22 protein-coding genes and 1 pseudogene are annotated in these 25,825 nt (G+C 61.9%); 7 read left to right on the top strand and 16 right to left on the bottom strand.

Annotated elements, in window-relative coordinates; genetic code table 11:
* Positions 1 to 4: 4 nt before the first annotated feature.
* Genes KB892_RS21100 through KB892_RS21035 form a run of 14 tightly spaced genes read right to left on the bottom strand, consistent with a single transcriptional unit; the run spans position 5 to position 11,745 of the window.
* Positions 5 to 805, bottom strand: coding sequence for a prepilin peptidase (locus KB892_RS21100; RefSeq protein ID WP_002888947.1), 801 nt, complete (start codon positions 803 to 805; stop codon positions 5 to 7).
* Positions 802 to 1,548, bottom strand: a complete 747-nt coding sequence (locus KB892_RS21095) for a type II secretion system protein N (protein ID WP_004145897.1) — start codon at positions 1,546 to 1,548, stop codon at positions 802 to 804. Before KB892_RS21095 ends, KB892_RS21100 begins: the two co-directional genes overlap by 4 nt.
* A complete protein-coding gene (locus tag KB892_RS21090; protein WP_004151943.1) occupies positions 1,538 to 2,023 on the bottom strand; it encodes a type II secretion system protein M in 486 nt (161 codons plus the stop codon). The genes KB892_RS21095 and KB892_RS21090 overlap by 11 nt, the downstream gene beginning before the upstream one ends.
* Positions 2,016 to 3,209 carry a type II secretion system protein GspL gene (gspL, locus tag KB892_RS21085; RefSeq protein WP_004151942.1) on the bottom strand — a complete coding sequence of 398 codons (1,194 nt, stop codon included), beginning with the start codon at positions 3,207 to 3,209 and terminating at the stop codon, positions 2,016 to 2,018. Before gspL ends, KB892_RS21090 begins: the two co-directional genes overlap by 8 nt.
* Positions 3,196 to 4,182 carry a type II secretion system minor pseudopilin GspK gene (gene gspK / locus KB892_RS21080; protein ID WP_004151941.1) on the bottom strand — a complete coding sequence of 329 codons (987 nt, stop codon included), beginning with the start codon at positions 4,180 to 4,182 and terminating at the stop codon, positions 3,196 to 3,198. Before gspK ends, gspL begins: the two co-directional genes overlap by 14 nt.
* Positions 4,179 to 4,775, bottom strand: coding sequence for a type II secretion system minor pseudopilin GspJ (gspJ, locus tag KB892_RS21075; protein ID WP_004151940.1), 597 nt, complete (start codon positions 4,773 to 4,775; stop codon positions 4,179 to 4,181). The genes gspK and gspJ overlap by 4 nt, the downstream gene beginning before the upstream one ends.
* On the bottom strand, positions 4,772 to 5,137 hold the full coding sequence (gene gspI / locus KB892_RS21070; RefSeq protein ID WP_002889025.1) for a type II secretion system minor pseudopilin GspI: 366 nt from the start codon (positions 5,135 to 5,137) through the stop codon (positions 4,772 to 4,774). Before gspI ends, gspJ begins: the two co-directional genes overlap by 4 nt.
* Positions 5,134 to 5,649 carry a type II secretion system minor pseudopilin GspH gene (gene gspH / locus KB892_RS21065; protein WP_004151939.1) on the bottom strand — a complete coding sequence of 172 codons (516 nt, stop codon included), beginning with the start codon at positions 5,647 to 5,649 and terminating at the stop codon, positions 5,134 to 5,136. Before gspH ends, gspI begins: the two co-directional genes overlap by 4 nt.
* Positions 5,649 to 6,071 carry a type II secretion system major pseudopilin GspG gene (gene gspG / locus KB892_RS21060; RefSeq protein WP_002889054.1) on the bottom strand — a complete coding sequence of 141 codons (423 nt, stop codon included), beginning with the start codon at positions 6,069 to 6,071 and terminating at the stop codon, positions 5,649 to 5,651. The genes gspH and gspG overlap by 1 nt, the downstream gene beginning before the upstream one ends.
* Before the next feature lie 20 nt (positions 6,072 to 6,091).
* Complete coding sequence (gspF, locus tag KB892_RS21055) at positions 6,092 to 7,306, bottom strand: type II secretion system inner membrane protein GspF (RefSeq protein ID WP_004151937.1); 1,215 nt, start codon at positions 7,304 to 7,306, stop codon at positions 6,092 to 6,094.
* 1 nt (position 7,307) lies between these two features.
* On the bottom strand, positions 7,308 to 8,801 hold the full coding sequence (gene gspE / locus KB892_RS21050) for a type II secretion system ATPase GspE (RefSeq protein WP_004151936.1): 1,494 nt from the start codon (positions 8,799 to 8,801) through the stop codon (positions 7,308 to 7,310).
* Positions 8,798 to 10,771, bottom strand: coding sequence for a GspD family T2SS secretin variant PulD (gene pulD, locus KB892_RS21045; RefSeq protein ID WP_004151935.1), 1,974 nt, complete (start codon positions 10,769 to 10,771; stop codon positions 8,798 to 8,800). The genes gspE and pulD overlap by 4 nt, the downstream gene beginning before the upstream one ends.
* Positions 10,772 to 10,780: 9 nt before the next feature.
* Complete coding sequence (gene gspC, locus KB892_RS21040; RefSeq protein ID WP_004177377.1) at positions 10,781 to 11,623, bottom strand: type II secretion system protein GspC; 843 nt, start codon at positions 11,621 to 11,623, stop codon at positions 10,781 to 10,783.
* Complete coding sequence (locus tag KB892_RS21035; protein WP_004219434.1) at positions 11,608 to 11,745, bottom strand: hypothetical protein; 138 nt, start codon at positions 11,743 to 11,745, stop codon at positions 11,608 to 11,610. The genes gspC and KB892_RS21035 overlap by 16 nt, the downstream gene beginning before the upstream one ends.
* 184 nt (positions 11,746 to 11,929) lie before the next feature.
* Between KB892_RS21035 and pulA the strand changes: the two genes are divergently transcribed.
* Positions 11,930 to 15,238, top strand: a complete 3,309-nt coding sequence (gene pulA / locus KB892_RS21030; protein WP_004198677.1) for a pullulanase-type alpha-1,6-glucosidase — start codon at positions 11,930 to 11,932, stop codon at positions 15,236 to 15,238.
* A 256-nt stretch (positions 15,239 to 15,494) separates the two neighbouring features.
* Positions 15,495 to 16,052: a type II secretion system assembly factor GspB gene (gene gspB, locus KB892_RS21025; RefSeq protein WP_004151934.1), complete on the top strand. Its 558-nt coding sequence runs from the start codon at positions 15,495 to 15,497 to the stop codon at positions 16,050 to 16,052.
* Between the two features lie 38 nt (positions 16,053 to 16,090).
* Here gspB and gspS read toward each other — a convergent pair whose 3' ends face one another.
* The gene (gene gspS / locus KB892_RS21020) at positions 16,091 to 16,465 is read right to left on the bottom strand and encodes a type II secretion system pilot lipoprotein GspS (RefSeq protein ID WP_004194926.1); all 375 of its coding nucleotides are present in this window, start codon (positions 16,463 to 16,465) and stop codon (positions 16,091 to 16,093) included.
* 62 nt (positions 16,466 to 16,527) lie between these two features.
* Entirely contained in the window at positions 16,528 to 16,662 is a 135-nt protein-coding gene (locus tag KB892_RS21015) for a hypothetical protein (protein WP_004220794.1), read from the bottom strand.
* 390 nt (positions 16,663 to 17,052) lie between these two features.
* Here KB892_RS21015 and mrcB point away from each other — a divergent pair, with 390 nt between their 5' ends.
* From mrcB to fhuB, 5 genes and pseudogenes are all read left to right on the top strand, one after another.
* Positions 17,053 to 19,605, top strand: coding sequence for a bifunctional glycosyl transferase/transpeptidase (mrcB, locus tag KB892_RS21010; protein WP_002889208.1), 2,553 nt, complete (start codon positions 17,053 to 17,055; stop codon positions 19,603 to 19,605).
* Between the two features lie 234 nt (positions 19,606 to 19,839).
* Positions 19,840 to 22,048 (top strand): annotated as a pseudogene (fhuA, locus tag KB892_RS21005) (ferrichrome porin FhuA).
* 45 nt (positions 22,049 to 22,093) lie between these two features.
* Positions 22,094 to 22,891: a Fe3+-hydroxamate ABC transporter ATP-binding protein FhuC gene (fhuC, locus tag KB892_RS21000; protein WP_002889212.1), complete on the top strand. Its 798-nt coding sequence runs from the start codon at positions 22,094 to 22,096 to the stop codon at positions 22,889 to 22,891.
* A complete protein-coding gene (fhuD, locus tag KB892_RS20995; protein WP_004147133.1) occupies positions 22,891 to 23,781 on the top strand; it encodes a Fe(3+)-hydroxamate ABC transporter substrate-binding protein FhuD in 891 nt (296 codons plus the stop codon). The genes fhuC and fhuD overlap by 1 nt, the downstream gene beginning before the upstream one ends.
* Entirely contained in the window at positions 23,778 to 25,760 is a 1,983-nt protein-coding gene (fhuB, locus tag KB892_RS20990) for a Fe(3+)-hydroxamate ABC transporter permease FhuB (protein ID WP_004147134.1), read from the top strand. The genes fhuD and fhuB overlap by 4 nt, the downstream gene beginning before the upstream one ends.
* Positions 25,761 to 25,825 lie beyond the last annotated feature (65 nt).

Raw genomic sequence — 25,825 nt, 5'->3', positions numbered from 1 at the left:
AACGCTAGACCATCTGCTGCCAGAGAAAAATACTCCCGCCGGCCAGCGCCAGCCAGGGGCCGAAGGCCAGCGGCTGCTGCAGCGACTGCCGGGTCCACAGGCGTTGCAGCAGGGTCCACACCAGCCCGCTGGCCGAAGCGAGCAACAGCACCTGCGGCAGAACCTGCCAGCCGCACCAGGCGCCCAGCGCCGCCAGCAGCTTAAAATCGCCATAGCCCAGCGCCTCTTTCCCGGTCAGCAGGCGGAACAGCCAGTAGACCGACCACAGCGCCAGATAACCGGCCATCGCCCCGGCGACCGCATCCGGCAGGGCAATGTACACCTCGTTAAGATTGAACAGCAGCCCGGCCCACAGCAGGGGCAGAGTCAGGCGATCGGGCAGCAGCTGGGTCCGGGCGTCAATCCTCGCCAGTATCAGCAGGAACGAGAGCAGCACCAGGCCGCCCGCCAGCGGCAGGCCCGGCGCTAGCAAAGCTCCGGCGAGGATAAACAGCAGGCCGGTGGCCAGCTCGGTCAGCGGATAGCTCCACGCGATGGGCGCCTGACAGCAGCGGGCGCGACGGCCCAGCCAGAGGAAACTGAGCAGCGGGATATTGTCCCGCCAGGCGATCGGCTGGCGGCACTGCGGGCAGGAAGAGCCCGGGGTGCTGAGGGTTATCCGCTCGTCGTCCGCGGTCTGGGTCAACATGCGCGGCAGACGATAGATCACCACATTGTAAAAGCTGCCCAGCGCCAGGCCGAACAGCAGTAGAAAGCCATACCAGACAAAGGGAAAGTGCAGCGATAACGCGGCTAGTGTCGTCATTTTTGCTCCTGTGGTAACCATTTTCCCTGCAGCTGCCACGGCGTCGGGCCCGGGGCGTTATTCGCTGTCGGGCGCGTGACCAGCAGCGCCAGCAGCGGCGGCATCCCCTGCCGGGGCTGTAGCGTGCCGCGAAACAGATAGCGGCCATCGGGCGACAGAGTCCCCTGGCCGCTGAGGCTCAGCTGATGAGAGTCCTGACGGAGAGTCAGCGCCACGGCGCCGTCCACCGTACAGCGGAAGGTGCCATTAACCTGGGCCAGCTCCAGGCTGCCGACCGGAGAGTGCAGTCGGGCCTGCCGCCACTGCGCGCCTCCGGCGATGATATGCCGGCAGCGTCCGTCGCTGAACCGCCCTTCGGTCAGGCTGAAGGTGACCTCCCCCGCGGCCTTGACGGGCATAGTCGACATCAACCAGCGGCTGAGCAGGCTGGCGGGGGCGGTGAGCCGCCCCTCCTGTAGGCGCAGATCGCGAAGGCCCCACAGCCGGGCCTGACCCATCACGCCGCGGGGATCGCTGAGAGAGACCTGCCAGCCCGCCAGGGTCAGCGACCACGCCAGTCGTTCAAGCCGTTCCCCATGCCAGTAGACCGGTTGCGCCGCGCCGCGCCAGACGCTGCCGCTAAACTGCCCCACCTGTACGCCGGGCGGCAGCATGGGGGCCAGCAGGCGCGCCGGAGCCGTGGCGGTGAGCCACAACAGATAGAGGACCAGCAGCAGTCCGCCCGCGATCCAGTTAGCCTTCATCGTCGCGCTCCAGCAGCAGATGGTTGACCGTGACCCAGCCGGGTCGCGACGGCTGCCCGGTCACGGACAGCGAGATCGCGTTGACGCCGCGCATCGCCGGAGCGTCCAGCCAGTCGATCAGCGCCTGGAAAGCGCAGGGCTGAAGGGTGATCTGCAGACGTTTTCCCTGCGGCTGCAGGCGGATGACCGTCAGTCCGTGGCTCGCCGCCTCGCGCATCACCAGCGCGGTGAGCGCCTCTTTTGCCGCCGGCGCGGGCTGCTGGCTGAGCTGCTGCAGGCGCGGAGCCTGCTCCGTCATCCAGCGCAGGCTGGCCTGCTCTTTCACCAGGGTTTGCCGCCACTGCGCCTCGCGGGCTCGCCAGGGCTGCCACAGCCCATACCAGAAGGCGCATGCCGCCAGCAGCCCTGTCAGACCAAGCAACAGGCGCTGCTCCGACGGCGTGCGCTGCCGCCACCAGATAAGCAGATTAGCCATCGTTTTCCTCCAGCGTCAGTTGTCCCTCAATGCCATCCGGTTTCGTGATCATGTCGCCCGGCCGGACGCGAAACCGCGGCTGCGCCCGCTGGGTAAACTGCTCCAGCGCCCGGGAAGTGACCGCGGCGATATCCAGCTGCAGACGATTGCCCGCGGCATCCCAGCTCAGCGCTCGCAGACGGATCCCCGGCGTTTCGCTGAGGATGTTTTGCAAGGCGCTGAGGCGGTCGACGAGGGGGGCATGCTGCGCCTGACGGGTGAGGGTTTGCAGGTGCTGCTGCATCTGCAGTCGTGGGTTAATCACCTTTTTCTCCGTCGGAAACCAGCGGTGATAGAAGGCCCGGCTGGCCTGTTGCGCCGCCTCGGCCTGACGCGCCAGATCGCGATGGTCCAGCACGCTGTTTGCCCCTGCCAGTAACGCCAGAGCCAGCGCGGCATACCGCGCCGGACGCCAGCTCGCCTGCGCAGACCGCCGCCGGACGGCGAACTCCCCCTGCAGCAGACTGAGTTTCTGCGCTGCCGGATGGCGTGCGGCAAGGGTCAGCAATGTCTGCGCAGGCTGCTCCCGCCAGACGCCCGGCGCCGCGGGCGGCGGCGAATAGCTGTCGATGACGTGCTCTTCCGCCTCGCTCTGCAGCAGCTCCGTCAGCCAGACGTTTTCCGCCGCCATGCCGCCCCACGGCTGGTGGCGGATCAGCCACTGCTCGTCCACCTGCACCGCGCTCCACGCCGGCGGTTGCCAGGGCAGGGCCAGCACGTCGGGCGTCAACGCCAGGGGCTGTAAGGAGAGCGATTCGCAGCGCGCCAGCCAGTCGCGCATTTTTTGCCGCTGTACGGCGACGATCTCGCACTGGGCCTGCTGGCGGTGGAGCAGAGCAAAATGGGTGGCTTCCACATCGTCTGCCAGCTGCTCTTCCAGCAGAAACGGGGCCACCTGCAGCGGCGGTTTACGCAGGCCCGCCGGTAGGTTGAGCGAGTGAAACGCGCAGTCGCTGGCCGGGATCAGCACCCAGGCCGGGTACTGCTCAGCCAGCGCCGGGAAAGGGCTGGCGTCGTCAGTCGGCCACCGGCCGCTGGCCTCGTGGTGCGGCTCGCCGGGGGCGAAGAGTTGCCAGTGCAGCGGCGCCTGCGCGGCGGCGAGGCGCACGATCAGCATGGCCTGGGGAGAAGCATTAATCTTGTTCATCGACCACCATAGAGAGTCCATATCGCCGCTGGACGACGGTAAACGTGCGCCCCGATTGTTGCAGGACGCTGTACAGCTGAAAGCGGAGATTGCCAGTCACCACGGTAAAAGCTGCGATAAAGCGTGCGCTGTGCACCGTCAGCCAGGGACGGGCAAGCGTGGTATCGGTTTTCTGCAGCGTCGGCTGCGCGAGAAAGGCGGCGACGCTGCTCCACCCGGTTCGCGGGCGGTTGTGCAGCAGCTGTTGCGCCTCCTGCAGCGTCAGATCGCCGGGAAAGAGGGCCACCAGCAGGGCGGCCTGGGAGGGGCGCAGGGTGTTGACATTGACCTGCAGCGCGTCATCCGGCTGGACGCAGACGAAGGGGAGCAGGCGCTGATAGAGCGCGGCGTCCATCCCGGCCAGCAGGCGCAACTCGCTGACATCCTGCATCGGCTGGTTGGCGGCGAGATAGCCCGGGGTTTGCGCCATATAGACCTCGTCCTCCGCCCCGTTCAGCCGCGGCTGGCCGTCGCTGTCCGTCCAGTCGCCAAGGGCGGCGGCGATCTGGCTGGCGCGCAGCGGCGGCTCGCCGAGCAGCGCCAGCAGCCGAACGAAGACGTCGGTCGGGTAGGGCGTTCCGTCGCCAGCCTCATCCGTGCGATGGTTGATGGCATTGAGGTTAAAGCAGGCGTGCCCGTCGCGGATCGTGGCGCGGATTTCGCCATCGTCGAGGGTAAAGCGGCGCCCCTCCTGCGCCCAGGTTTGCGCCAGGTTCGTTTGACTGGGCGAGTCCAGCGCATCGCGTTGCAGCAGCGCGGCGGCCATATTTTCCGCCGCCAGGGCGTACCATCTGGCCTGCAAATTATCGAGGGTCACGGCGGTATGCTGATACATGACCGCGGTGCGCTCGGTCATGGCGCTGGCGAGGATCATCATCAGGGCGAGGATGAACAGCACCATCAGGAGCGCGACGCCGCGTTGCCGATTTATCACTGGCCGCCTCCCGGGGTGAGTAAAAACAGGCGGGTTATCTCCCCGCTGTTCGCCAGCGTCAGGGTGATCTCCAGCCCCTGCGGCAGCCTCTGCGGGCGGTCCCAGGTTTCCTGCCAGCGCCCGTCGGCGTAAAACCGCAGGCGAAACGCTGTGACCTCGCGCAGCAGCACCCGGACCGTCGGCTGGCTGCCGGTCAGCGGATCCTGTTGATCGAAGCTCAGACGTTCAAACTGCTGCTGGCGCAGACGGTAGCTGACGTTCTGGATCTCCGAGCGCGGGAGGATCCCCAGCGGGTTTGGCCAGCCGCTGCGGCTGAAGGCCAGTCCCCAGTCGTCGCTCTGCAACTGGAAACGTCCGGCGAAGAAAAACGTGTCGCTGTTTCTGGCGCGACGGGGAATGATGTGGGTGACATCGTCGGCTATCTGGCGAAAGGCGCGCTGGAGGGCCGCGATCTGCTGGCTTTTCTCGCGGGTCAGGCCATCGGCGCGGATGACGTTCTGCAGCACCATCACGGCGGCGGCGCTGAGGACGGCGAGGATAGCCAGCGCCAGCAGCGTTTCGATCAGAGTGAAACCGCGTATTTTCGTTATCATGGCGGCGTCACCCAGGTGCGCAGGGTGGCCAGCGGCGCGGGATCGCTTTTTTGCCGCCGGACCTCCACGTCCAGCGCCCGCAGCTGCGGCAGCGCGGTTTCCACTCCCTGCCAGCGAACGAACCAGCGCGTCCCGGCGGCCTCCACGGTGGTTTCAGACCAGCTGAGGGCAGGCCAGCGTTTCTCCAGCCGCAGCTGCACCAGCTGGTTATCCGCCAGCCAGCTGGCGAGGATTTTCTCTTCCATACGCCCGAGCTGGCGCGTCTGCTGCAGGGTGGACTGCATCACCGCCAGGCCGGCGAGGGCGAAAATCACCAGCGCGACCATCACTTCGATAAGCGTCATTCCGGCTTCACGCTTCATGGCTGCTCCCGCGCCGCCAGCGGCTGGCTGTCGCCCTGGGCGTCGACGTTGATGCCCATCGCGGCGTCAATCCGCAGCTGAAACGGCGTGACTTCACCGCCGGGAAAAATAAGCACGTCGGGCTGCTCGCCCGGCGTCCACGCCTGGCCGTCGGGAAAGCGCAGCGTCAGCCTGGCCCGCGGGAGGGTTTCCGCCGTGGTGACGCGTCCGGCCTGCAGCGGCAGCCACTGCGCGTTGCCCCACCGGTCGTCAGCCGCCGCCGGGGCGCTATCGTCGGCAGGCTGCAGGCGCATAAACTGCCAGCGCTCAGGGTGGATGATAATGCCGAAGAGCTGACCGGTTTGCTGCCCGCGCTCGCGGACAAAATCCAGTTGCGCCTGAAAGCGCGCCAGGATCTGTGTGGCCTCCTGGGTGCGGGCGGAGGGAAACGCCAGCAGCACCATGCTGGCGCTGACGCCGATCAGCAGCAGGACCAGCATCATCTCCAGGAGGGTGAAACCGCGCTGAGACACTATTTCTTCCCGAGGGTCCAGTTGCCGATATCGTCATTGGTGTCGGGCATCCCGTCCGGGCCGACGCTGAAGACGTCGATGGCGCCATGCTGACCCGGGCTTAACAGCTGATACTCATTTCCCCACGGGTCCTGCGGCAGACGGCGGATATAGCCGCCTTCCGGGTAGTTGCGGGCATGCGGCTCGGCGGCCGGAGCGGTCACCAGCGCCTGCAGTCCCTGCTCGGTGTTGGGGTAGCGGCTGTTGTCGAGTTTATACATGTCCAGCGCTCCCTCGAGCGCCACCAGATCGCTGACGACTTTCTGGCGGTCCGCTTTCTCCTTGTTGCCCATCAGGTTAGGCACCACCAGGCTGGCGAGAATGCCGAGAATGACGATCACCACCATAATTTCCAGTAACGTGAAACCGCGTTGCCGTTGCATAGTTTTCTCCATTAATACAGTTACATACTCATAAGGGTGTTCAGTTGCAGGATCGGCTGCAGGATGGCCAGCACGATAAACAGCACCATGCCGGCCATGGTGACCACCAGCAGAGGCTCAAACAGGCTGAGGGCCATCTGGATCTGCGCGCTCAGCTCCCGGTCCTGGTTCTCCGCCGCGCGCTCCAGCATGGCGGTCAGTTCTCCGCTCTGTTCGCCGCTGGCGATCATGTAGCGCATCATCGGCGGAAACAGGGCGGTGGATTCCAGCGCCCGATGCAGACTGACGCCTTCGCGTACCGATTCGCTGGCCGCCGCCAGCTGGCTGCGCGCCCAGGCGTTGCTGAGGACGTCGGCGCTGATGCGCATCGACAGCAGCAGCGGCACCGCGCTGGCATTGAGAATGCTTAAGGTGCGGGCGTAGCGCGCGCTGTTGACGCTGCGGGCCACGCGGCCGATGACCGGCAGGCGCAGCAGCGCCCGGTCCCAGGCGAGCCGCCGGGCGGGCTGGCGCAGCAGATAGCGCAGCGCCAGCAGCGCCAGTAACGACAGCAGCGCCAGCCAGGGGCCCGCGCTGCGCACGATGTCGCTCAGGCTCATTAGCAGCCGGGTAGAGAAGGGCAGGGCCTGTTTAAGATGGACAAACTGCTCAACGACTTTCGGCACCACGGTGGAGAGCAGAATGGCGATCACGCTGATAGCGACCAGCGTCAGTACGATGGGGTAGATCATCGCCTGCAGCAGGCGGGCGCGGAGCTGCTGGCGCTGCTCGGTATAGTCAGCAAGCCGGTTCAGTACGCCGTCGAGATGGCCGGAGGTTTCGCCGGCCGCCACCATGGCGTAGAACAGCCCGTCGAAGCAGGCGGGATAGGCGCGCATCGCCTCCGCCAGCGAGTGGCCTTCGAGCACTTTGCTGCGCACCCCGGCCATTAACGTTCTTAGCGACGGCTTTTCGCACTGCTGGGCGACGGCATCGAGCGCCTTTTCCAGCGGGATCCCGGCGGCAACCAGAGTCGCCAGCTGGCGGGTGAGCAGGGCTAAATCACCGGCGCTGGTACGCCGGGTAAGGGATCCGCCGGCCCACAGTCGCCGCGCCGGGTCGGCAGTTGTCACTTCCAGCGCCAGCCAGCCCTTGTCCCGCAGCAGCTGGCGGGCGTGGCGGGCGGAGTCGGCCTGCTGAAGGCCGCGGCGGGTTTTGCCCTGCGCGTCCAGCGCCTGATAGCGAAACAGGGCCATCTTAGACGCTTTCCGTCGTTTGCTGTTCGGTGACCCGCATCACCTCCTCCCAGCTGGTGATCCCCGCCAGCGCTTTGTCGCGTCCGGCATGACGCAGGGTTTGCCAGGCTGGCCCCAGCTGCTGGATCAGGGTGATCTCGTTCTCGCCGCGGTGGATGGCGGCGCGCACGCGATCGTCGATTAGCAGCAGTTCATGGATCCCGGTACGCCCACGATAGCCGATGAAATTACACTCCGGACAGCCTTTGGGCTGCCACAGCCGCGCGCCGACCGGGACCGCCATCTGCCGGGCGGTGTTGGCATCCGCCTGCCAGGGCTGACGGCAGTGCGGGCACAGTTGGCGCACCAGCCGCTGCGACATCACCGCCAGCAGCGAGGTGGAGAGTAAAAAAGGCTCCACGCCCATATCCTGTAGACGGGAAATGGCGCCCAGCGCGCTGTTGGTGTGCAGGGTCGACAGCACCAGGTGCCCGGTCAGCGAGGCCTGAACGGCGATCTGGGCGGTTTCGCCATCGCGGATTTCGCCCACCAACACTACGTCCGGATCCTGGCGCAGGATGGCACGCAGGCCGCGGGCGAAGGTCATCTCGACTTTGGCGTTGACCTGGGTCTGGCCTATGCCCTCCAGCTCATACTCCACCGGATCTTCAATGGTCATGATGTTGCGCTCCCGGGCGTCGAGGCGGCTGAGGGCGGCGTAGAGCGTCGTGCTTTTCCCGGAGCCGGTCGGACCGGTGACCAGGATGATGCCGTGCGGGCGGGCGATCAGCGCATCGACCCGATCGAGCAGGGCGGGCGGCATGCCCAGCGTCAGCAGATCCAGGTTGACGCTGTTTTTGTCCAGCAGACGCAGGACGACGCGTTCGCCGTGGCTGGAGGGCAGGGTGGAGACGCGCACGTCGATTGCTCGCCCGCCGATGCGCAGCGCCATGCGGCCATCCTGAGGGACCCGCTTTTCGGCAATGTCCAGACTGGCCATCACCTTGATGCGCGAAATTAACAGGGCGGCCAGCCGCCGCTGCGGGCGCAGAATTTCCCGCAGCACGCCGTCGACGCGAAAGCGGATCTGCAGATGGCGCTCGTAGGTTTCGATATGAATATCCGAGGCTTTTTCTTTGATGGCCTCGGTGAGCATGGCGTTGATCAGGCGGATGATCGGCGCGTCGTCCTCGCTGTCGAGCAGATCGTCGGTGTCCGGCAGCTCTTCGGCGAGGGTATAGAGGTCGAGCTCGTTGCCGATGTCGGCCATCATGCGGTGCGCCTCCGCCGAATCACGCTGATAGCTGAGCACCAGCACTTTCTCGAACGCGTCCGGCGCCAGACGGCTGACGCGCATCGGGCCGTCCGCCAGGCGGCGCGCTTCCAGCAGCGCCCGGGCGGCGGTATCGGGGCGGCACAGCGCTTCGCAGCATTCGCCGTCGCTGAGCAGCACAAGATGGTGCGCGCGGGCCCAGGCGAAGGGCAACAGCGGACGGCGTTCGGCGGCTGGCGTCATGGGCGGCCTCCGAGATTGAAGGCGTCAATGGCGGCGCTGACCTGGCGGAAGGCCTGGGTCTCCTGCTGCGGATAGATGTGCAGCAGGTCGTTGCTGAGCGACGCTTCGCTGCTTTCTTTACCCCGCTGTTTAGTTTGCGCATTGTTGAAGGCGGTGTACTGGCCGGAAGAAGCCTGGCGGTACTCATCGCGATCGCGAATGATGGTCGGGCGGATAAACAGCATCAGGTTGCGTTTCGACACTTTCTTGCTGTCGGAGCGGAACAGGGCGCCGATCACCGGAATATCCCCGAGCAGCGGCACTTTGTCAGCGGTATCGGTGACGGTTTTATCCAGCAGCCCGCCAACCACCACCGTTTCGCCGCTGCCGACCAGCACGGCGTTATTCACCGTCCGGGTATTGAAGGTCGCCCCGAGATCGCTGCTGGTGCTGGAGGCCGAGTCGGCAACGCTCGATACCTCCTGCTCAATCTCCAGCAGCACCGCATCGCCTTCGTTAATCTGCGGCTTCACCTTCAGTTTAATGCCGACGGTTTTGCGCTCGACGGTATTGAAGATGTTGTCGCCTGAGGTGGTTTGCGAGCCGGTTAATACCGGAACTTCCTGGCCGACGTTAAAAGTGGCTTGCATGTTATCGAGGGTGACGATGCTGGGGGTGGCCAGAATATCGTTCTTGGTACTGCTGGAGAGGGCGGTGAGCAGCATCGCCCAGTTCCCCTGATAGAAGCCGGCGGCGATACCGTTAAACGAGCCGAGGGCGCTGGCCAGCGAGCTGCTGATGGTACCGTCTTTGTTGTACTGGTTGGCGCCGGCGATAGCCGTCGATATCGGCAAACCGCTGTTGGTGAACTGCGTCATGCCGGCGTTTTTGTTTGCCCACTGGATACCGAGATTAAGGCCATCGGCATCCTGCACTTCGGCAATAATCGCCTCCACCAGCACCTGCGGGCGGCGGATATCGAGCTGGGCGATCACCCGCTCAAGATCGTTCATCACGTCCGGCGCCGCGGTGACGATCAGGGCGTTGGTCTGGCCGTGGGCTTTGATAATAATATTTTTGTCGATCGCGGCCACTGGCCTGGCGCTTTGCTTGTCGCTCTGCAGCGAGCTGCTGATCCCGGTCAGAACCTCCACCAGATCGGCGGCTTTGGCGTACTTCAGGTAGATCACTTTGGTGTTACCCTGTACCGCCTGCTGGCGGTCGAGCTGTTTGATCATGGCGATGATGCGCTGGCGCGAGTTTGGTTCGCCGCTCACCAGTACCGCGTTGGTGCGCTCATCGGCCACCACGTTCGCCACCATCGAGCCCGGCAGCGCCGACTTGCTGGTATCTTTATTAAGCTCGGTAACCAGTTTGACTACTTCCGCGGCGGAGGCCCAGGAAAGGGGCACGGTCACCACGCTGCGATCCCCGGCGTTGTCGACGCGCTCGACAATGGTCAGCAGGCGTTTGATAACCGCCGCGCGGCCGGTCATCAGCAGTACGTTGGAGGGCTCATAATGGACCACGCTGCCGGCGCCAGCGTTATCGTTCAGCTGGCGGAGCAGCGGGGCGAGATCGCGGGCGGCGACGTTGGTCAGGGGCACCACCCGGGTGACCACTTCATCGCCTTCGCCCGGCGCGGCCGCGCTGGCGACCGGCACGGCCGAGGTCTTGGCGTCTTTGGCGCGGACCACTTTTAGCACGCCGTTATTCATATTGATCACGGCGAAGCCATATACATCCAGCACGCTGAGGAAGAATTGATAATATTGTTCTTCATTGAGCATATCGTAACTGCGCACGGTGATAGTACCGCGTACGCTGGGATCGATAATCACCGTTTTATTCAGGTTTTTGCTGACGGTATTGATAAATTCCTGGATATCGGTGCCTTTAAAACTGGCGGAAAATTCCTCCGCGGCGGCCGGAGAAAATAGCAGCGGGGTTAATATCAGCAGCGCAGGCAGCATTTTTCGCAGGCTTTTCATGGTTGGCAATTATTCATCCCCCAGCGCGAAAGCAATATCGTGTCGTTGGCCTTCCCGCTCAACGGTTAGCGTTATTTCGGTCATGTCGGCCAGATTCTGCAGCGCCTGTTGCGCTTGCTCCTGGTCGCGTAAATCGATGCCATTTAAGGCAATCGCCAAATCATTTGCCTGCAGGCCGGACTGGCGAAACAGCGAGGCGTCTTTGCCTGGGTTTAGTCGATAACCCAGCAGTTTGTCGCCGCTGAGTACCGGCGAAATAGATAAATAAGTGAGGATATTTTGCGGCTGTTCGCGGAGTCGCTTCACGAGGGGCGGGTTGCCCGCGGCGGTGGGCGGCGGCGACGGCGCGCGACTGTCGTTAAATAATAAAATGGCCTCTTTGCGCCCCTGATAGTTGACAATGATCCGGTCAGGCAGAATGGCGGCGATCCGCGCATCATACCCTGGGAGGGGATCGCCCGTGCTAAGGCTAACCTGCTGATTTCCCTTTTCGATAATAGCGATGGAGCGCGCCGGGTTGCTGCTGGCGAGTAGCCCGGCCAGGCGTAGCTTCAGGCTGGAAACCGGCACCTGATTGAGACTGGCAGCATCCGTTGGCGTGGGGCTATTTTTCACCGCCAGGCCAAACAGGGTAAATGCGGGCCGCACATTTTTTAATTCCGGATCTGCCGCCGGAGGCATGGTTAACGGTAGGGCGGAAATATCCTCAGGACTCACAGGGAATACCACGCGCCAGGTTAATTTCGCCAGCTGTGGGATAGCGGTTATTAATATGATGAGCGTCACAATTTGTGGTAATAATTTAATTATCCCTTTATTTATATTTGTTAACCTCATCACAGAAACTGGCATTTTAATTCCTTTGCTAATTTATTTTTCTGCACGTTGGCGTAATACCCTACCGAAACAGGTAGGTGATTATTGGCTTTTGAATTATTTATTGCCGGAGAGTGGCGATAAGCGTGGCGAATCATAATCAGTTTGCGGTTTCGGGTCGTCATTCCCTTTATTGATTTACTCCCCCGGCTTCCTACGCCCCCCGCTCATTTGTGGGGGATGATTGCGCCTGGGAAAGCAAAAATATCTAATTAGCGCGCTGTAAAGATATTCATCCTTTCTTACCTTTTATAATTTAATAAGCATATTAGGGACTATCGAATGCTCAGATATACCTGTCATGCCCTATTTCTTGGATCGTTAGTATTATTGAGTGGCTGTGATAACAGCTCTTCCTCTTCTACCTCTGGCTCACCGGGTTCACCAGGCAATCCTGGCAACCCAGGCACTCCCGGCACGCCCGACCCGCAGGATGTCGTCGTCCGCTTACCGGACGTTGCCGTCCCAGGCGAAGCGGTGCAGGCTTCCGCCAGGCAGGCTGTCATTCATCTCGTCGATATCGCCGGCATCACCAGCAGCACGCCGGCCGACTATGCGACGAAAAACCTCTACTTATGGAACAACGAAACCTGTGACGCGCTGAGCGCGCCGGTGGCGGACTGGAATGATGTCAGCACCACGCCGACCGGCAGCGACAAATATGGCCCTTACTGGGTGATCCCGCTGACTAAAGAGAGCGGATGCATCAACGTTATCGTCCGCGATGGCACCAATAAGCTTATCGACAGCGACCTGCGCGTCTCTTTCAGTGATTTCACCGATCGGACGGTATCGGTCATCGCCGGTAACAGCGCGCTCTATGACTCCCGCGCCGACGCCTTCCGCGCCGCCTTTGGCGTGGCGCTGGCCGATGCGCACTGGGTCGATAAGACTACTCTGCTGTGGCCGGGTGGGGAAAATAAACCCATTGTGCGCCTCTATTACAGCCACAGCAGTAAGGTGGCCGCCGACAGTAACGGCGAATTTAGCGATAAATATGTCAAGCTGACCCCCACCACCGTCAACCAGCAGGTAAGCATGCGCTTCCCGCATCTCGCCAGCTATCCAGCCTTTAAACTGCCGGATGATGTTAACGTCGATGAATTGCTGCAGGGCGAGACGGTGGCGATAGCCGCGGAAAGCGATGGGATCCTGAGCTCAGCCACCCAGGTGCAGACCGCCGGCGTGCTGGACGATACCTATGCCGCCGCCGCCGAGGCGCTGAGCTATGGCGCCCAGCTAACCGATAGCGGCGTGACCTTCCGCGTCTGGGCGCCCACGGCGCAGCAGGTCGAGCTGGTGATCTATAGCGCGGACAAGAAAGTGATAGCCAGTCACCCGATGACCCGCGACAGCGCCTCCGGCGCCTGGTCCTGGCAGGGGGGAAGCGACCTGAAGGGCGCCTTCTACCGCTACGCGATGACGGTCTACCACCCGCAGTCGCGTAAAGTCGAGCAGTACGAAGTGACCGATCCCTACGCCCACAGTTTGTCGACCAACTCGGAGTACAGCCAGGTGGTCGATCTCAACGACAGCGCGCTGAAGCCGGAAGGCTGGGACGGGCTGACGATGCCGCACGCGCAGAAAACCAAAGCCGACCTGGCGAAAATGACGATCCACGAATCGCATATTCGCGATCTCTCCGCCTGGGATCAAACCGTTCCTGCGGAGCTGCGCGGTAAGTATCTGGCGCTCACCGCCCAGGAAAGCAATATGGTCCAGCATCTGAAACAGCTGTCGGCCTCGGGCGTGACCCATATTGAGCTGCTGCCGGTCTTCGATCTGGCGACGGTCAATGAGTTCAGCGACAAAGTCGCCGATATTCAGCAGCCGTTCAGCCGCCTGTGCGAGGTCAATAGCGCGGTGAAGAGCAGCGAGTTCGCGGGCTATTGCGACAGCGGTTCGACGGTTGAAGAGGTGCTGACTCAGCTGAAGCAGAACGACAGCAAGGATAACCCGCAGGTGCAGGCGTTGAATACGCTGGTGGCGCAGACCGACTCCTATAACTGGGGCTACGATCCGTTCCACTACACGGTACCGGAAGGATCCTACGCCACCGATCCGGAAGGCACGGCGCGTATTAAAGAGTTCCGCACCATGATTCAGGCGATCAAGCAGGATCTGGGAATGAACGTCATTATGGACGTGGTGTACAACCACACCAACGCCGCCGGCCCGACCGATCGCACCTCGGTACTGGATAAGATCGTCCCCTGGTACTACCAGCGTCTGAACGAAACCACCGGCAGCGTGGAATCGGCTACCTGTTGCTCCGACTCGGCGCCAGAGCACCGGATGTTCGCCAAGCTTATCGCCGATTCACTGGCGGTATGGACCACCGATTATAAGATCGATGGCTTCCGCTTCGACCTGATGGGCTACCACCCGAAAGCGCAGATCCTCTCGGCCTGGGAACGCATTAAAGCGCTGAACCCGGATATCTACTTCTTTGGCGAAGGCTGGGATTCCAACCAGAGCGATCGCTTTGAAATTGCCTCGCAAATCAATCTCAAAGGCACCGGGATCGGCACGTTCTCCGATCGTCTGCGCGACGCAGTGCGCGGCGGCGGGCCGTTCGACTCCGGTGACGCATTACGCCAGAACCAGGGCGTGGGCAGCGGGGCCGGCGTTCTGCCGAATGAGCTGACCACCCTGAGCGACGATCAGGCGCGTCACCTCGCCGATCTGACCCGTCTCGGCATGGCCGGTAACCTTGCGGACTTTGTGCTGATCGACAAAGACGGCGCGGTGAAGAGAGGCAGCGAGATTGATTATAACGGCGCGCCAGGCGGCTATGCGGCTGATCCGACGGAAGTCGTGAACTATGTGTCAAAACACGATAACCAGACGCTGTGGGACATGATCAGCTATAAAGCCGCTCAGGAGGCGGATCTCGATACCCGCGTCCGGATGCAGGCGGTGTCGCTGGCGACGGTGATGCTCGGCCAGGGGATCGCCTTTGACCAGCAGGGCTCGGAGCTGCTGCGCTCTAAATCCTTTACCCGCGATTCGTATGATTCCGGCGACTGGTTTAACCGCGTGGACTACTCCCTGCAGGACAACAACTACAACGTCGGTATGCCGCGCAGCAGCGATGATGGCAGCAACTATGACATTATCGCCCGGGTGAAAGACGCGGTGGCTACTCCGGGTGAAACGGAGCTCAAGCAGATGACCGCGTTTTATCAGGAGCTGACCGCGCTGCGTAAATCGTCTCCGCTGTTTACCCTCGGCGACGGCGCGACGGTGATGAAGCGCGTGGACTTCCGCAATACTGGCGCCGATCAGCAGACGGGTCTGCTGGTGATGACCATCGATGACGGGATGCAGGCTGGCGCCAGTCTGGACAGCCGTGTCGACGGCATCGTGGTGGCGATCAACGCCGCGCCGGAAAGCCGGACGCTGCAGGACTTCGCCGGCACATCGCTCCAGCTGAGCGCTATTCAGCAGGCGGCGGGCGACCGGTCGCTGGCGAGCGGCGTGCAGGTTGCCGCTGACGGTTCGGTCACGCTGCCGGCCTGGTCGGTTGCCGTTCTCGAGTTGCCGCAGGGCGAGTCGCAGGGCGCTGGCCTGCCGGTGAGCAGTAAATAACATAACGTAGGGCGCCCGTAAGGGCGCCTCTGGCTGATGACAAACCTGTTTCGTTATTGTGCTCGCCTTTCTGTCGGGTGGCGGCTTTCGCCTTACCCGGCCTACGAAAGATTACAATATCAAACAGTTATGCAGTTATCTGTAGGCCCGCGCAAGCGTAGCGCCGCCGGGCAATTCCTGAAGATTGCACTTTGTCAGCAGTCTGGGGCATCCGTAAGGGCGCCTTCTCGTTATCGTGAGGGAACAGGAGACGGTTGTGATTGTTCGTGATGACAGTGAAAGAGGCATCCCGCCGCTGGTGACGCATCAGCCGCCGTCCTCGATGGATGATGCGCCGGTGATCCGCGGACGGATGGTGCAGATCCCCGGCTGGATTATCCCGCTGTACGCCGGATTATTTATCGCGCTCGGCTGGTTTGGCGGCGAGCAGTGGCGTCACCCGGCACCGCCGCAAACGCTGCCCTTGCCGGTGGCGCATGCGGCGCTTCTGCCGTTAACCGCTGCCGGAGAGGCCGCGCCAAAGACGCCGCCGCCGGCGGCAAAAGCCAGCGCGCCCGCGGCGCCGGAAGTGGACAGCGATACGCTGCCGCCTCTACGCTACAGCGCCCATGTCTATGCCTCGCTACCGGAAAAGCGCAGCATTGTGTTAAACGGCAAAGCGTGGACGGAGGGCGATTCACCCCTGCCCAATCTGGTGGTGGAGCAGATCCAGCAGGATGTGACGATCTTCAGCTTCAACGGCACGACCTTTACCCTCGCGGCGCTGGAGGACTGGCCGGGCGGAAAAATTGACGAGGAGCCGAAAGAGGAATAAAAGCGCGCACAATAACCGGCGCGCTGAGGATATTTCGCTTAGTCGCTGCGCAAGCTGGCAATAAATGGCGCGAGCTGACGATTAAATTGACTGCACTGTGTGGCTTCCGGGGTACTGTCCTGTAATAGCTGTTGGTAAAGCCGGTCGCTATTTTGGCTTAACGTCGCCACGTCAATATTTCCCCATCCGCGCGCTTTACCGACATTCACCGCTGCCCGATATATCGTTTCATCAGCGGGGAGATCGCTACGATTACATTTATTCTTGAGATAGCGCGTCCCGGCCGCCACGGACGAGAGCTGCTCGAGCTGCGCCTGGCTGCTGATAGCCGGGCTGAGCGTTGAGGCGGGTTTTTGTTGGCAGCCAGAGAGAAGGGCTACCATGCAAAGCGGAAATATAAGCGGAATACGCATCATAGAGTAATCAAAATAATGAATCACTGGCCGCTAGTTTAACAAATATTTCCCTGGTGTCATCATAAAATATTATTCTGCATAAATGTTAACAGGCTCTCATTTTTATCAGCGGAAAGGCGCTTAATCGACTTTACTTTTATCAATAATAAACGTTGGCGCTGGGAAAATATATTTTCATCCGCGGATGATGCCACTGCGTTGACCGGCAGGAAGCGCGCCGTTTTTTATGTTATTAAAAAACATACTCTTTCCCATCTTGTTACGTGCGCAGGAGGTAAAATGCTGGTTAAGAATGTCGCATTTTAGTGCTATCCTGTATGCCCTGAACATTACGTGCTATGTTCTGACTTATTCTGCCGATGATGCGTTTAACGCAATGATTTTATGGTGAATTTTTATTGTTAGTATCATGTAACATGAAGCAAACCAACCCTCTGAAAGGCTGGCGGCGCGTCCTGCCTGCCAGCAGGTTGTCGTCCGAAGGATAAGCAGCCTGGACGTTAATTTGAGAGATTTCTTCTTCCTCTGAACAGGGGAAGTATTGAGAATCAGGCCTTTGCGCCTGAACGTTGCGGAGAAAAAGCATGGCGGGAGATGACCGCGAGCCTATCGGACGTAAGGGAAGACCCTCACGTCCGACTAAACAGAAAGTCACCCGTCGCCGGGTCCGGGAAGAGGACTACGACGACGAGTATGATGACGATGATTATGAGGATGAGAAACCGGTGCCGAGAAAAGCCAAAGGCAAAGGTGGCAAGCCTCGTCGGAAGCGCAGCTGGCTGTGGCTGCTGGTCAAGCTGGGGATTGTCTTCGCGGTGCTGATTGCCGCCTATGGCGTCTACCTCGACCAGAAAATCCGCAGCCGCATTGACGGTAAAGTCTGGGAGCTGCCGGCCGCGGTCTATGGCCGGATGGTCAACCTTGAGCCGGACATGCAGATCAGCAAAAACGAGATGGTGCGTCTGCTCAACGCCACGCAGTATCGCCAGGTCAGCGCGATGACGCGCCCCGGCGAATATACCGTGCAGGCTAACAGCATCGAGATGATCCGTCGTCCGTTCGATTTCCCGGACAGTAAGGAAGGGCAGGTGCGCGCGCGTCTTACCTTCGACGGCGACCATCTTGAGACCATCGAGAATATGGATAATAACCGCCAGTTCGGTTTCTTCCGCCTCGATCCGCGTCTTATCACCATGCTGCAGTCGCCGAACGGCGAGCAGCGCCTGTTCGTGAAGCGCAGCGGCTTCCCCGATCTGCTGGTGGATACCCTGCTGGCGACCGAAGACCGCCACTTCTATGAGCACGATGGGATCAGTCTCTACTCCATCGGCCGCGCGGTGCTGGCGAACCTGACGGCAGGCCGAACGGTGCAGGGGGCGAGTACCCTGACCCAACAGCTGGTGAAAAACCTGTTCCTCTCCAGCGAACGCTCCTACTGGCGTAAAGCCAACGAAGCGTATATGGCGCTGATCGTCGACGCCCGCTACAGCAAGGATCGCATCCTTGAGCTGTATATGAACGAGGTGTACCTCGGCCAGAGCGGCGATAACGAAATTCGCGGCTTCCCGCTGGCCAGCCTGTATTACTTCGGCCGTCCGGTGGAAGAGCTGAGCCTCGACCAGCAGGCGCTGCTGGTGGGGATGGTGAAAGGGGCGTCGGTCTATAACCCGTGGCGTAACCCGAAACTGGCCCTTGAACGACGCAATCTGGTGCTGCGTCTGCTGCAGCAGCAGCAGGTTATCGACCAGGAGCTGTACGACATGCTCAGCGCCCGTCCGCTGGGCGTGCAGCCGCGCGGCGGGGTGATTTCACCGCAGCCGGCGTTTATGCAGATGGTTCGTCAGGAACTGCAGGCGAAGCTGGGCGATAAAGTGAAAGATCTCTCCGGCGTGAAGATCTTCACCACTTTCGACTCGGTGGCGCAGGATGCGGCGGAAAAAGCGGCCTCCGAAGGGATCCCGGTTCTGAAGAAACAGCGTAAGCTGGCAGACCTGGAAACCGCTATGGTGGTGGTTGACCGCTTCACCGGCGAAGTGCGGGCGATGGTCGGCGGCGCGGAGCCGCAGTTCGCCGGTTATAACCGCGCGATGCAGGCCCGCCGATCGATTGGTTCTCTGGCCAAGCCGGCGACCTATCTGACCGCGCTGAGTCAGCCGAATCAGTATCGCCTGAATACCTGGATCGCCGATGCGCCGGTGACGATTCGCCTGTCCAACGGTCAGACGTGGTCCCCGCAGAACGACGATCGTCGTTTCAGCGGTCAGGTGATGCTGGTCGATGCCCTGACTCGCTCGATGAACGTCCCGACGGTTAACCTCGGGATGGCGCTGGGCTTGCCGGCGGTAGTCGATACCTGGACTAAACTGGGGGCGCCGAAGAATCAGCTCAACGCGGTGCCGTCGATGCTGCTTGGCGCGCTGAACCTGACGCCGATTGAAGTGGCCCAGGCCTTCCAGACCATCGCCAGCGGTGGGAACCGTGCGCCGCTTTCCGCGCTGCGGTCAGTGATTGCCGAAGATGGCACTGTGCTCTACCAGAGCTATCCGCAGGCGGAGCGCGCGGTGCCTGCCCAGGCGGCCTACATGACGCTGTGGACTATGCAGCAGGTGGTGCAGCGCGGTACGGGGCGTCAGCTGGGGGCGAAGTATCCGGGCCTGCATCTGGCGGGGAAAACCGGGACCACCAACAATAACGTCGATACCTGGTTCGCCGGCATCGACGGTAGTCAGGTGACCATCACCTGGGTGGGTCGCGACAATAACCAGCCGACCAAACTGTACGGCGCCAGCGGCGCGATGTCGATTTACCAGCGCTATCTGGCGAACCAGACGCCAACGCCGCTGGTGCTGACGGTGCCGGAAGACGTGGTTGATATGGGCGTGGACAGCAACGGCAACTTCGTCTGCAGCGGCGGTATGCGTTCGCTGCCGGTCTGGACCACGCAGCCGGATGCGCTGTGCCGTCAGGGCGAAATGATGCAACAGCAGCAGTTGCAGCAACAGGAAGCGAAAAATCCGTTTAATCAGTCCGGGCAGCAACCGCCGCCGCAGCAGCAACAGCAGCAACAGCCGCCGAAGCAGCAGGAAAAGAGCGACGGCGTCGCGGGCTGGATCAAGGATATGTTCGGCAGTAACTGATTTTGACCGCACGACCAGACCCCTTAATACGAAAGTATTAAGGGGTTTTTTTATGCCTGTAAAAAAGTTAACGGCTCTTTAACTCCATAATAACTATCTGGTTATTAATTCAGCCTTCGACCGGCGGCGACAGGCATATCGCTTGCCTTGCCTTCGACGTTTCGCCTATTATATCGCCCGTCATAATAATAATTCTCGTTTACGTTATCATTCACTTTCATCAGAGATATACCCATGGCGCGTCCAAAAACTGCTCAGCCAAATCACTCGCTGCGTAAAGTCGCAGCTGTAGTAGCCACGGCGGTTAGCGGCATGTCTGTCTACGCACAGGCAGCAGAACAACCGAAGCAAGAAGAAACCATCACCGTCGTTGCCGCCCCGGCCGCCCAGGAAAGCGCCTGGGGACCGGCGCCGACTATCGCGGCAAAACGCTCCGCCACGGCGACCAAAACCGATACCCCGATTGAAAAAACGCCGCAGTCTGTGTCGGTGGTGACGCGCCAGGAGATGGAGATGCGCCAGCCGACGACGGTAAAAGAGGCGCTCTCCTATACGCCCAGCGTCTTCTCCACTCGCGGCAGTTCGACCACCTATGACGTGGTCACCATTCGCGGCTTCACCACCTCGACGACCGTCAACACCAACCAGTATCTGGACGGCATGAAGCTGCAGGGGAATAACTACTCTGAAGTCTCCATGGATCCTTACTTCCTCAGAGCGTGTGGAAGTGATGCGCGGGCCAACCTCGGTGCTGTACGGCAACAGCAACCCGGGCGGTATCGTCAGCATGGTCAGCAAGCGCCCGACTACCGAGCCGCTGAAAGAAGTGCAGTTTAAGATGGGCACCGACAATCTGTGGCAGACCGGGTTTGACTTTAGCGACGCCATTGATGATGCCGGCGTTTGGTCGTATCGCCTGACCGGCCTTGGCCGCAGTCAGGATGCCCAGCAGCAGATGGCGAAATCGACTCGCTACGCGGTGGCGCCCTCCTTTAGCTGGCGTCCGGACGATAAAACCGACTTCACCTTCCTGAGCAACTTCCAGAATGACCCGGATGCGGGCTACTACGGCTGGCTGCCGCGCGAAGGCACCGTGGTGCCGTATTACGACGCCAACGGTAAGGCGCACAAGCTGCCGACCGATTTCAACGAAGGCGAGTCCGATAATAAAATCTCCCGCCGCCAGAAGATGGTGGGCTACAGCTTCTCCCATCAGTTCGATGACACTTTTACCGTGCGGCAGAACCTGCGCTATGCCGATGTGCATACGCTCTATCGTTCGGTATACGGCAACGGCTATGTCGCGCCGGGCTACATGAATCGCGCCTACGTGCGCTCCGACGAGCACCTGAACACCTTCACCGTCGATACCCAGCTGCAGTCTGATTTCGCCACCGGCGCGGTCAGCCATACGCTGCTGACCGGCGTGGACTACTCGCGGATGCGTAACGATGTGGATGCCGACTACGGGACGGCGGATCCTATCAGCATGAGCAATCCGCAGTACGGCAATCCGAATATTCAGGTCACCTTCCCGTACGCGGTCCTCAACCGGATGGAGCAGACCGGCCTGTACGCGCAGGATCAGATGGAGTGGGATAAATGGGTGATGACCCTGGGCGGCCGTTACGATTACGCCACGACCTCAACGTTAACCCGCGCCACCAACAGCCTGGCGGAGAATCACGACCAGCAGTTCAGCTGGCGCGGCGGCATCAACTACCTGTTCGATAACGGCATCTCTCCGTACTTCAGCTACAGCGAATCGTTTGAACCGGTATCGGGTTCCAACAGCCGCGGCCAGCCGTTCGATCCGTCGCGCGGTAAGCAGTATGAAGCCGGCGTGAAATACGTGCCGAAAGATATGCCGGTGGTGGTCACCGCGGCGGTTTATCAGCTGACCAAAGACAAGAACCTGACGGCTGATCCGGCTAACCAGGCGTTCAGCATCCAGACCGGCGAGATCCGCTCCCGCGGCCTTGAGCTGGAGGCGAAGGCGGCGGTGAACGCTAATATTAACGTCACCGCAGCCTACAGCTACACCGATGCGGAGTACACTCACGATACGGTGTTCAACGGCAAACGTCCGGCGGAAGTGCCGCGTAACATGGCCTCCCTGTGGGCGGATTATACCTTCCACGAAACCGCGCTGAGCGGTCTGACGATTGGGGCCGGGGCGCGCTATATCGGTTCAACGGTCAGCTACTACAAAAATGACACCAGCACCGGTAAGAAAAATGATGCCTTTAGTGTGGCCGGTTATGCGCTGATGGATGCGACGGTGAAATACGATCTGGCGCGCTTTGGCCTGCCGGGATCGTCGGTCGGCGTCAACGTCAACAACCTGTTCGACCGCGAATATGTCTCCAGTTGCTACAGCGAATACGCCTGCTACTGGGGCGCCGGACGTCAGGTCGTCGCCACCGCCACCTTCCGTTACTAACCACCTACGGGCGCGGTTCGCCGCGCCCTCTATCAGGTTATCGCTATGCAGGAACAGACTCCGCACGCAGAAACCACCTTCGCGCTGGATCGCGTCACTTTCCGTGTGCCTGGCCGCACATTGCTCCATCCGCTCTCGCTCACCTTCCCGACCGGAAAAGTCACAGGCCTGATCGGCCATAATGGCTCCGGCAAATCGACGTTACTGAAAATGCTTGGCCGTCATCAGCCGCCCTCCGCAGGCGAAGTGCTGCTGGACGGGCAGCCGCTGGAGAGCTGGGGCAGCAAAGCCTTTGCCCGCAAAGTGGCCTATCTGCCGCAGCAGCTGCCGCCGGCCGAAGGTATGACGGTGCGCGAGCTGGTGGCGATCGGCCGCTATCCATGGCACGGCGCGCTGGGTCGCTTTGGCGCAGCGGACCGTGAGAAAGTAGAAGAGGCGATTGCGCTGGTGGGGCTGAAGCCGCTCGCTCATCGTCTGGTGGACAGCCTCTCCGGCGGTGAACGCCAGCGGGCGTGGATCGCCATGCTGGTGGCGCAGGACAGTCGCTGCCTGCTGCTCGATGAACCCACCTCGGCGCTGGATATTGCTCATCAAGTCGATGTTCTGGCGCTGGTGCATCGTCTCAGCCAGCAGCGCGGCCTGACGGTGATCGCCGTCCTGCACGATATTAATATGGCGGCCCGCTATTGCGACTATCTGGTGGCCCTGCGCGGCGGAGAAATGATTGCTCAGGGGACGCCGGCGGAACTGATGCGCAGCGACACTCTGGAACAGATCTATGGCATCCCGATGGGGATCCTGCCACACCCGGCCGGTGCGGCGCCGGTAAGCTTTGTCTATTGATGATGAACCCAACTCTGATAACCCGACGCCGCCTGCTGATCGCGATGGCGCTCTCGCCGCTGCTGTGGCAGATGCGCGGCGCGCAGGCGGCCGACGTCGACCCGCAGCGCGTGGTCGCCCTGGAGTGGCTGCCCGCGGAGCTGCTGCTGGCGCTCGGCGTGACGCCCTATGGCGTGGCCGATATTCCCAACTATCGCTTGTGGGTGAACGAACCCGCGCTGCCCGACTCGGTGATCGATGTTGGTCTGCGTACCGAACCCAACCTTGAACTGCTGACGCAGATGAAACCGTCGTTTATCGTCTGGTCGGCGGGCTACGGCCCGTCGCCGGAGAAGCTGGCGCGTATCGCGCCCGGCCGCGGTTTCACCTTCAGCGACGGCAAACGGCCGCTGGCGATGGCCCAGCGTTCGCTACTGGAAATGGCCGATCTGCTGGGCAAAACGCAGCAGGCGAAGCGCCATCTGGCGGAGTTCGACGCGCTGATGGAGAGCCTGCGTCCGCGTTTTGCCGGGCGCGGCGATCGTCCGCTGCTGATGATCTCTCTGCTCGATCCCCGGCACGTGCTGGTGTTTGGCGAAAACTGCCTGTTCCAGGAGGTGCTTGATCGCTTTGGTATTAAAAACGCCTGGCACGGCGAAGCGGCATTCTGGGGAAGCGTTAGCGTTGGCATCGACAGGCTGGCGGCATTTAACGAAGCCGATGTCATCTGTTTCGACCATGGCAATGAGCGAGATATGGCTCAACTGCTGGCGACGCCGCTATGGCAGGCGATGCCCTTCGTGCGCGCGGGCCGCTTCCAGCGCGTTCCGGCGGTTTGGTTCTACGGCGCGACGCTGTCAGCGATGCATTTTGCCCGCGTGCTGGCTGATGCCCAGGGGAGTCCGGCATGAATACGCGTCTCTCGCCGTTAGCTATTATCCTGCTGGCCGGGCTGCTGGGCGTCGCCTTCGCGCTGAGCATCGTCAACCTCAATGTCGCCTTGCCCTATGCGCAGTGGCGGCAGGCGCTGTGGCAGCCGGATGTCGATGATATCGCCCAAATGCTGTTTCATTACAGTTTGTTACCGAGACTGGCTGTTGCGCTGCTGGTGGGCGCCGGGCTGGGACTGGTTGGCGTCCTGTTCCAGCAGGTGCTGCGTAATCCGCTGGCGGAACCGACCACTCTTGGCGTCGCCACCGGCGCGCAGCTGGGGATAACGGTCACCACGTTATGGGCTATTCCCGGCGTGCTGGCGTCGCAATTCGCCGCGCTGGCCGGGGCCTGTCTGGTGGGCGCGCTGGTGTTTGGCGTCTCGTGGGGCAAGCGCCTGTCGCCGGTAACGCTGATCCTGGCGGGGCTGGTGGTCAGCCTTTACTGTGGCGCGCTTAACCAGCTGATGGTGATTTTCCATCACGACCAGCTGCAAAGCATGTTCCTGTGGAGCACCGGGACGCTGACGCAGACCGACTGGAGCGTGGCGCAGCGCCTGTGGCCGCAGCTGCTTGGCGGGGCAATACTCACCTTGCTGCTGCTGCGGCCGCTGACCCTGATGGGGCTCGATGACGGGGTGGCGCGTAACCTCGGGCTGGCGCTGTCCCTGGCGCGCCTCGGCGCCCTGACGCTGGCGATCGTCATCAGCGCGCTGCTGGTGAACGCGGTAGGGATTATCGGCTTTATCGGCCTGTTCGCGCCGCTGCTGGCGAAAATGCTTGGCGCCCGTCGGCTGCTGGCGCGGCTGCTGCTGGCGGCGCTGATCGGCGCGCTGCTCCTGTGGCTTTCCGATCAGGTGATCCTCTGGCTGAGCCGGGTATGGCGGGAAGTCTCCACCGGCTCGGTCACCGCCCTGATTGGCGCGCCGCTGCTGCTGTGGCTGCTGCCGCGGTTGCGCAGCATCAGCGCCCCGGTGATGAACGGCGGCGATAATGTGCAGCCTGAGCGCTATCATGTGCAATGGTTTGTTCTCGCAGGCGTCGCGTTGCTGCTGCTGGCGGTGAGCGTGGCGCTGGCCTTTGGTCGCGATGCCCACGGCTGGCTGTGGGCCCACGGCGATCTGCTGGAGCAACTGCTGCCCTGGCGCTGGCCGCGGGTGCTGTCGGCGCTGTTCGCCGGGGTCATGCTGGCGGTCGCCGGCTGTATTATCCAGCGCCTGACCGGCAACCCGATGGCCAGCCCGGAAGTGCTGGGCATCAGCTCCGGCGCGGCTTTTGGCGTGGTGCTGATGCTGTTCTTCGTGCCTGGCGACGCCTTTGGCTGGCTGCTGCCGGCCGGCAGCCTTGGCGCGGCGGCCACCTTGCTGATCATTATGCTTGCCGCCGGGCGCGGCGGCTTCTCGCCGCATCGGATGCTGCTGGCGGGGATGGCGCTGAGCACCGCCTTCACTATGCTGCTGATGATGCTGCAGGCCAGCGGCGATCCGCGTATGGCGCAGATCCTGACGTGGATCTCGGGGTCGACATATAGCGCGACGCCGGAGAGGGTGGTGCGTAGCGGCGCGGTAATGCTGGCGCTGCTGGCGCTGGCGCCGCTCTGTCGTCGCTGGTTAACCATCCTGCCGCTGGGCGGGGAGGCGGCGCGAGCGGTGGGCATGGCGCTGACGTCATCGCGGATTGTTCTGCTGCTGCTGGCGGCCTGCCTGACGGCGGCGGCGACGCTGACCATCGGCCCGCTGAGCTTTGTCGGGCTGATGGCGCCGCATATCGCGCGGATGATGGGCTTCCGGCGAACCCTACCGCATATGGTGATCTCCGGGCTGACTGGCGGGCTGCTGCTGGTCTTCGCCGACTGGTGCGGACGGATGATGATGTTCCCGTATCAGATCCCGGCGGGGCTACTGTCGACCTTTATCGGCGCGCCTTACTTTATTTATTTGTTGAGAAAGCAGAGTCGCTAACGGTCCTGGATGGCTTCAACATCCCCGGTGGCGCTATCGCTTACCGGGGCTACAGCGCTGTGCGA

The organism is Klebsiella sp. P1927, assembly GCF_018204675.1.
Lineage (GTDB): Bacteria > Pseudomonadota > Gammaproteobacteria > Enterobacterales > Enterobacteriaceae > Klebsiella > Klebsiella pneumoniae.
This window is presented reverse-complemented; position numbering and strand designations above follow the sequence as displayed.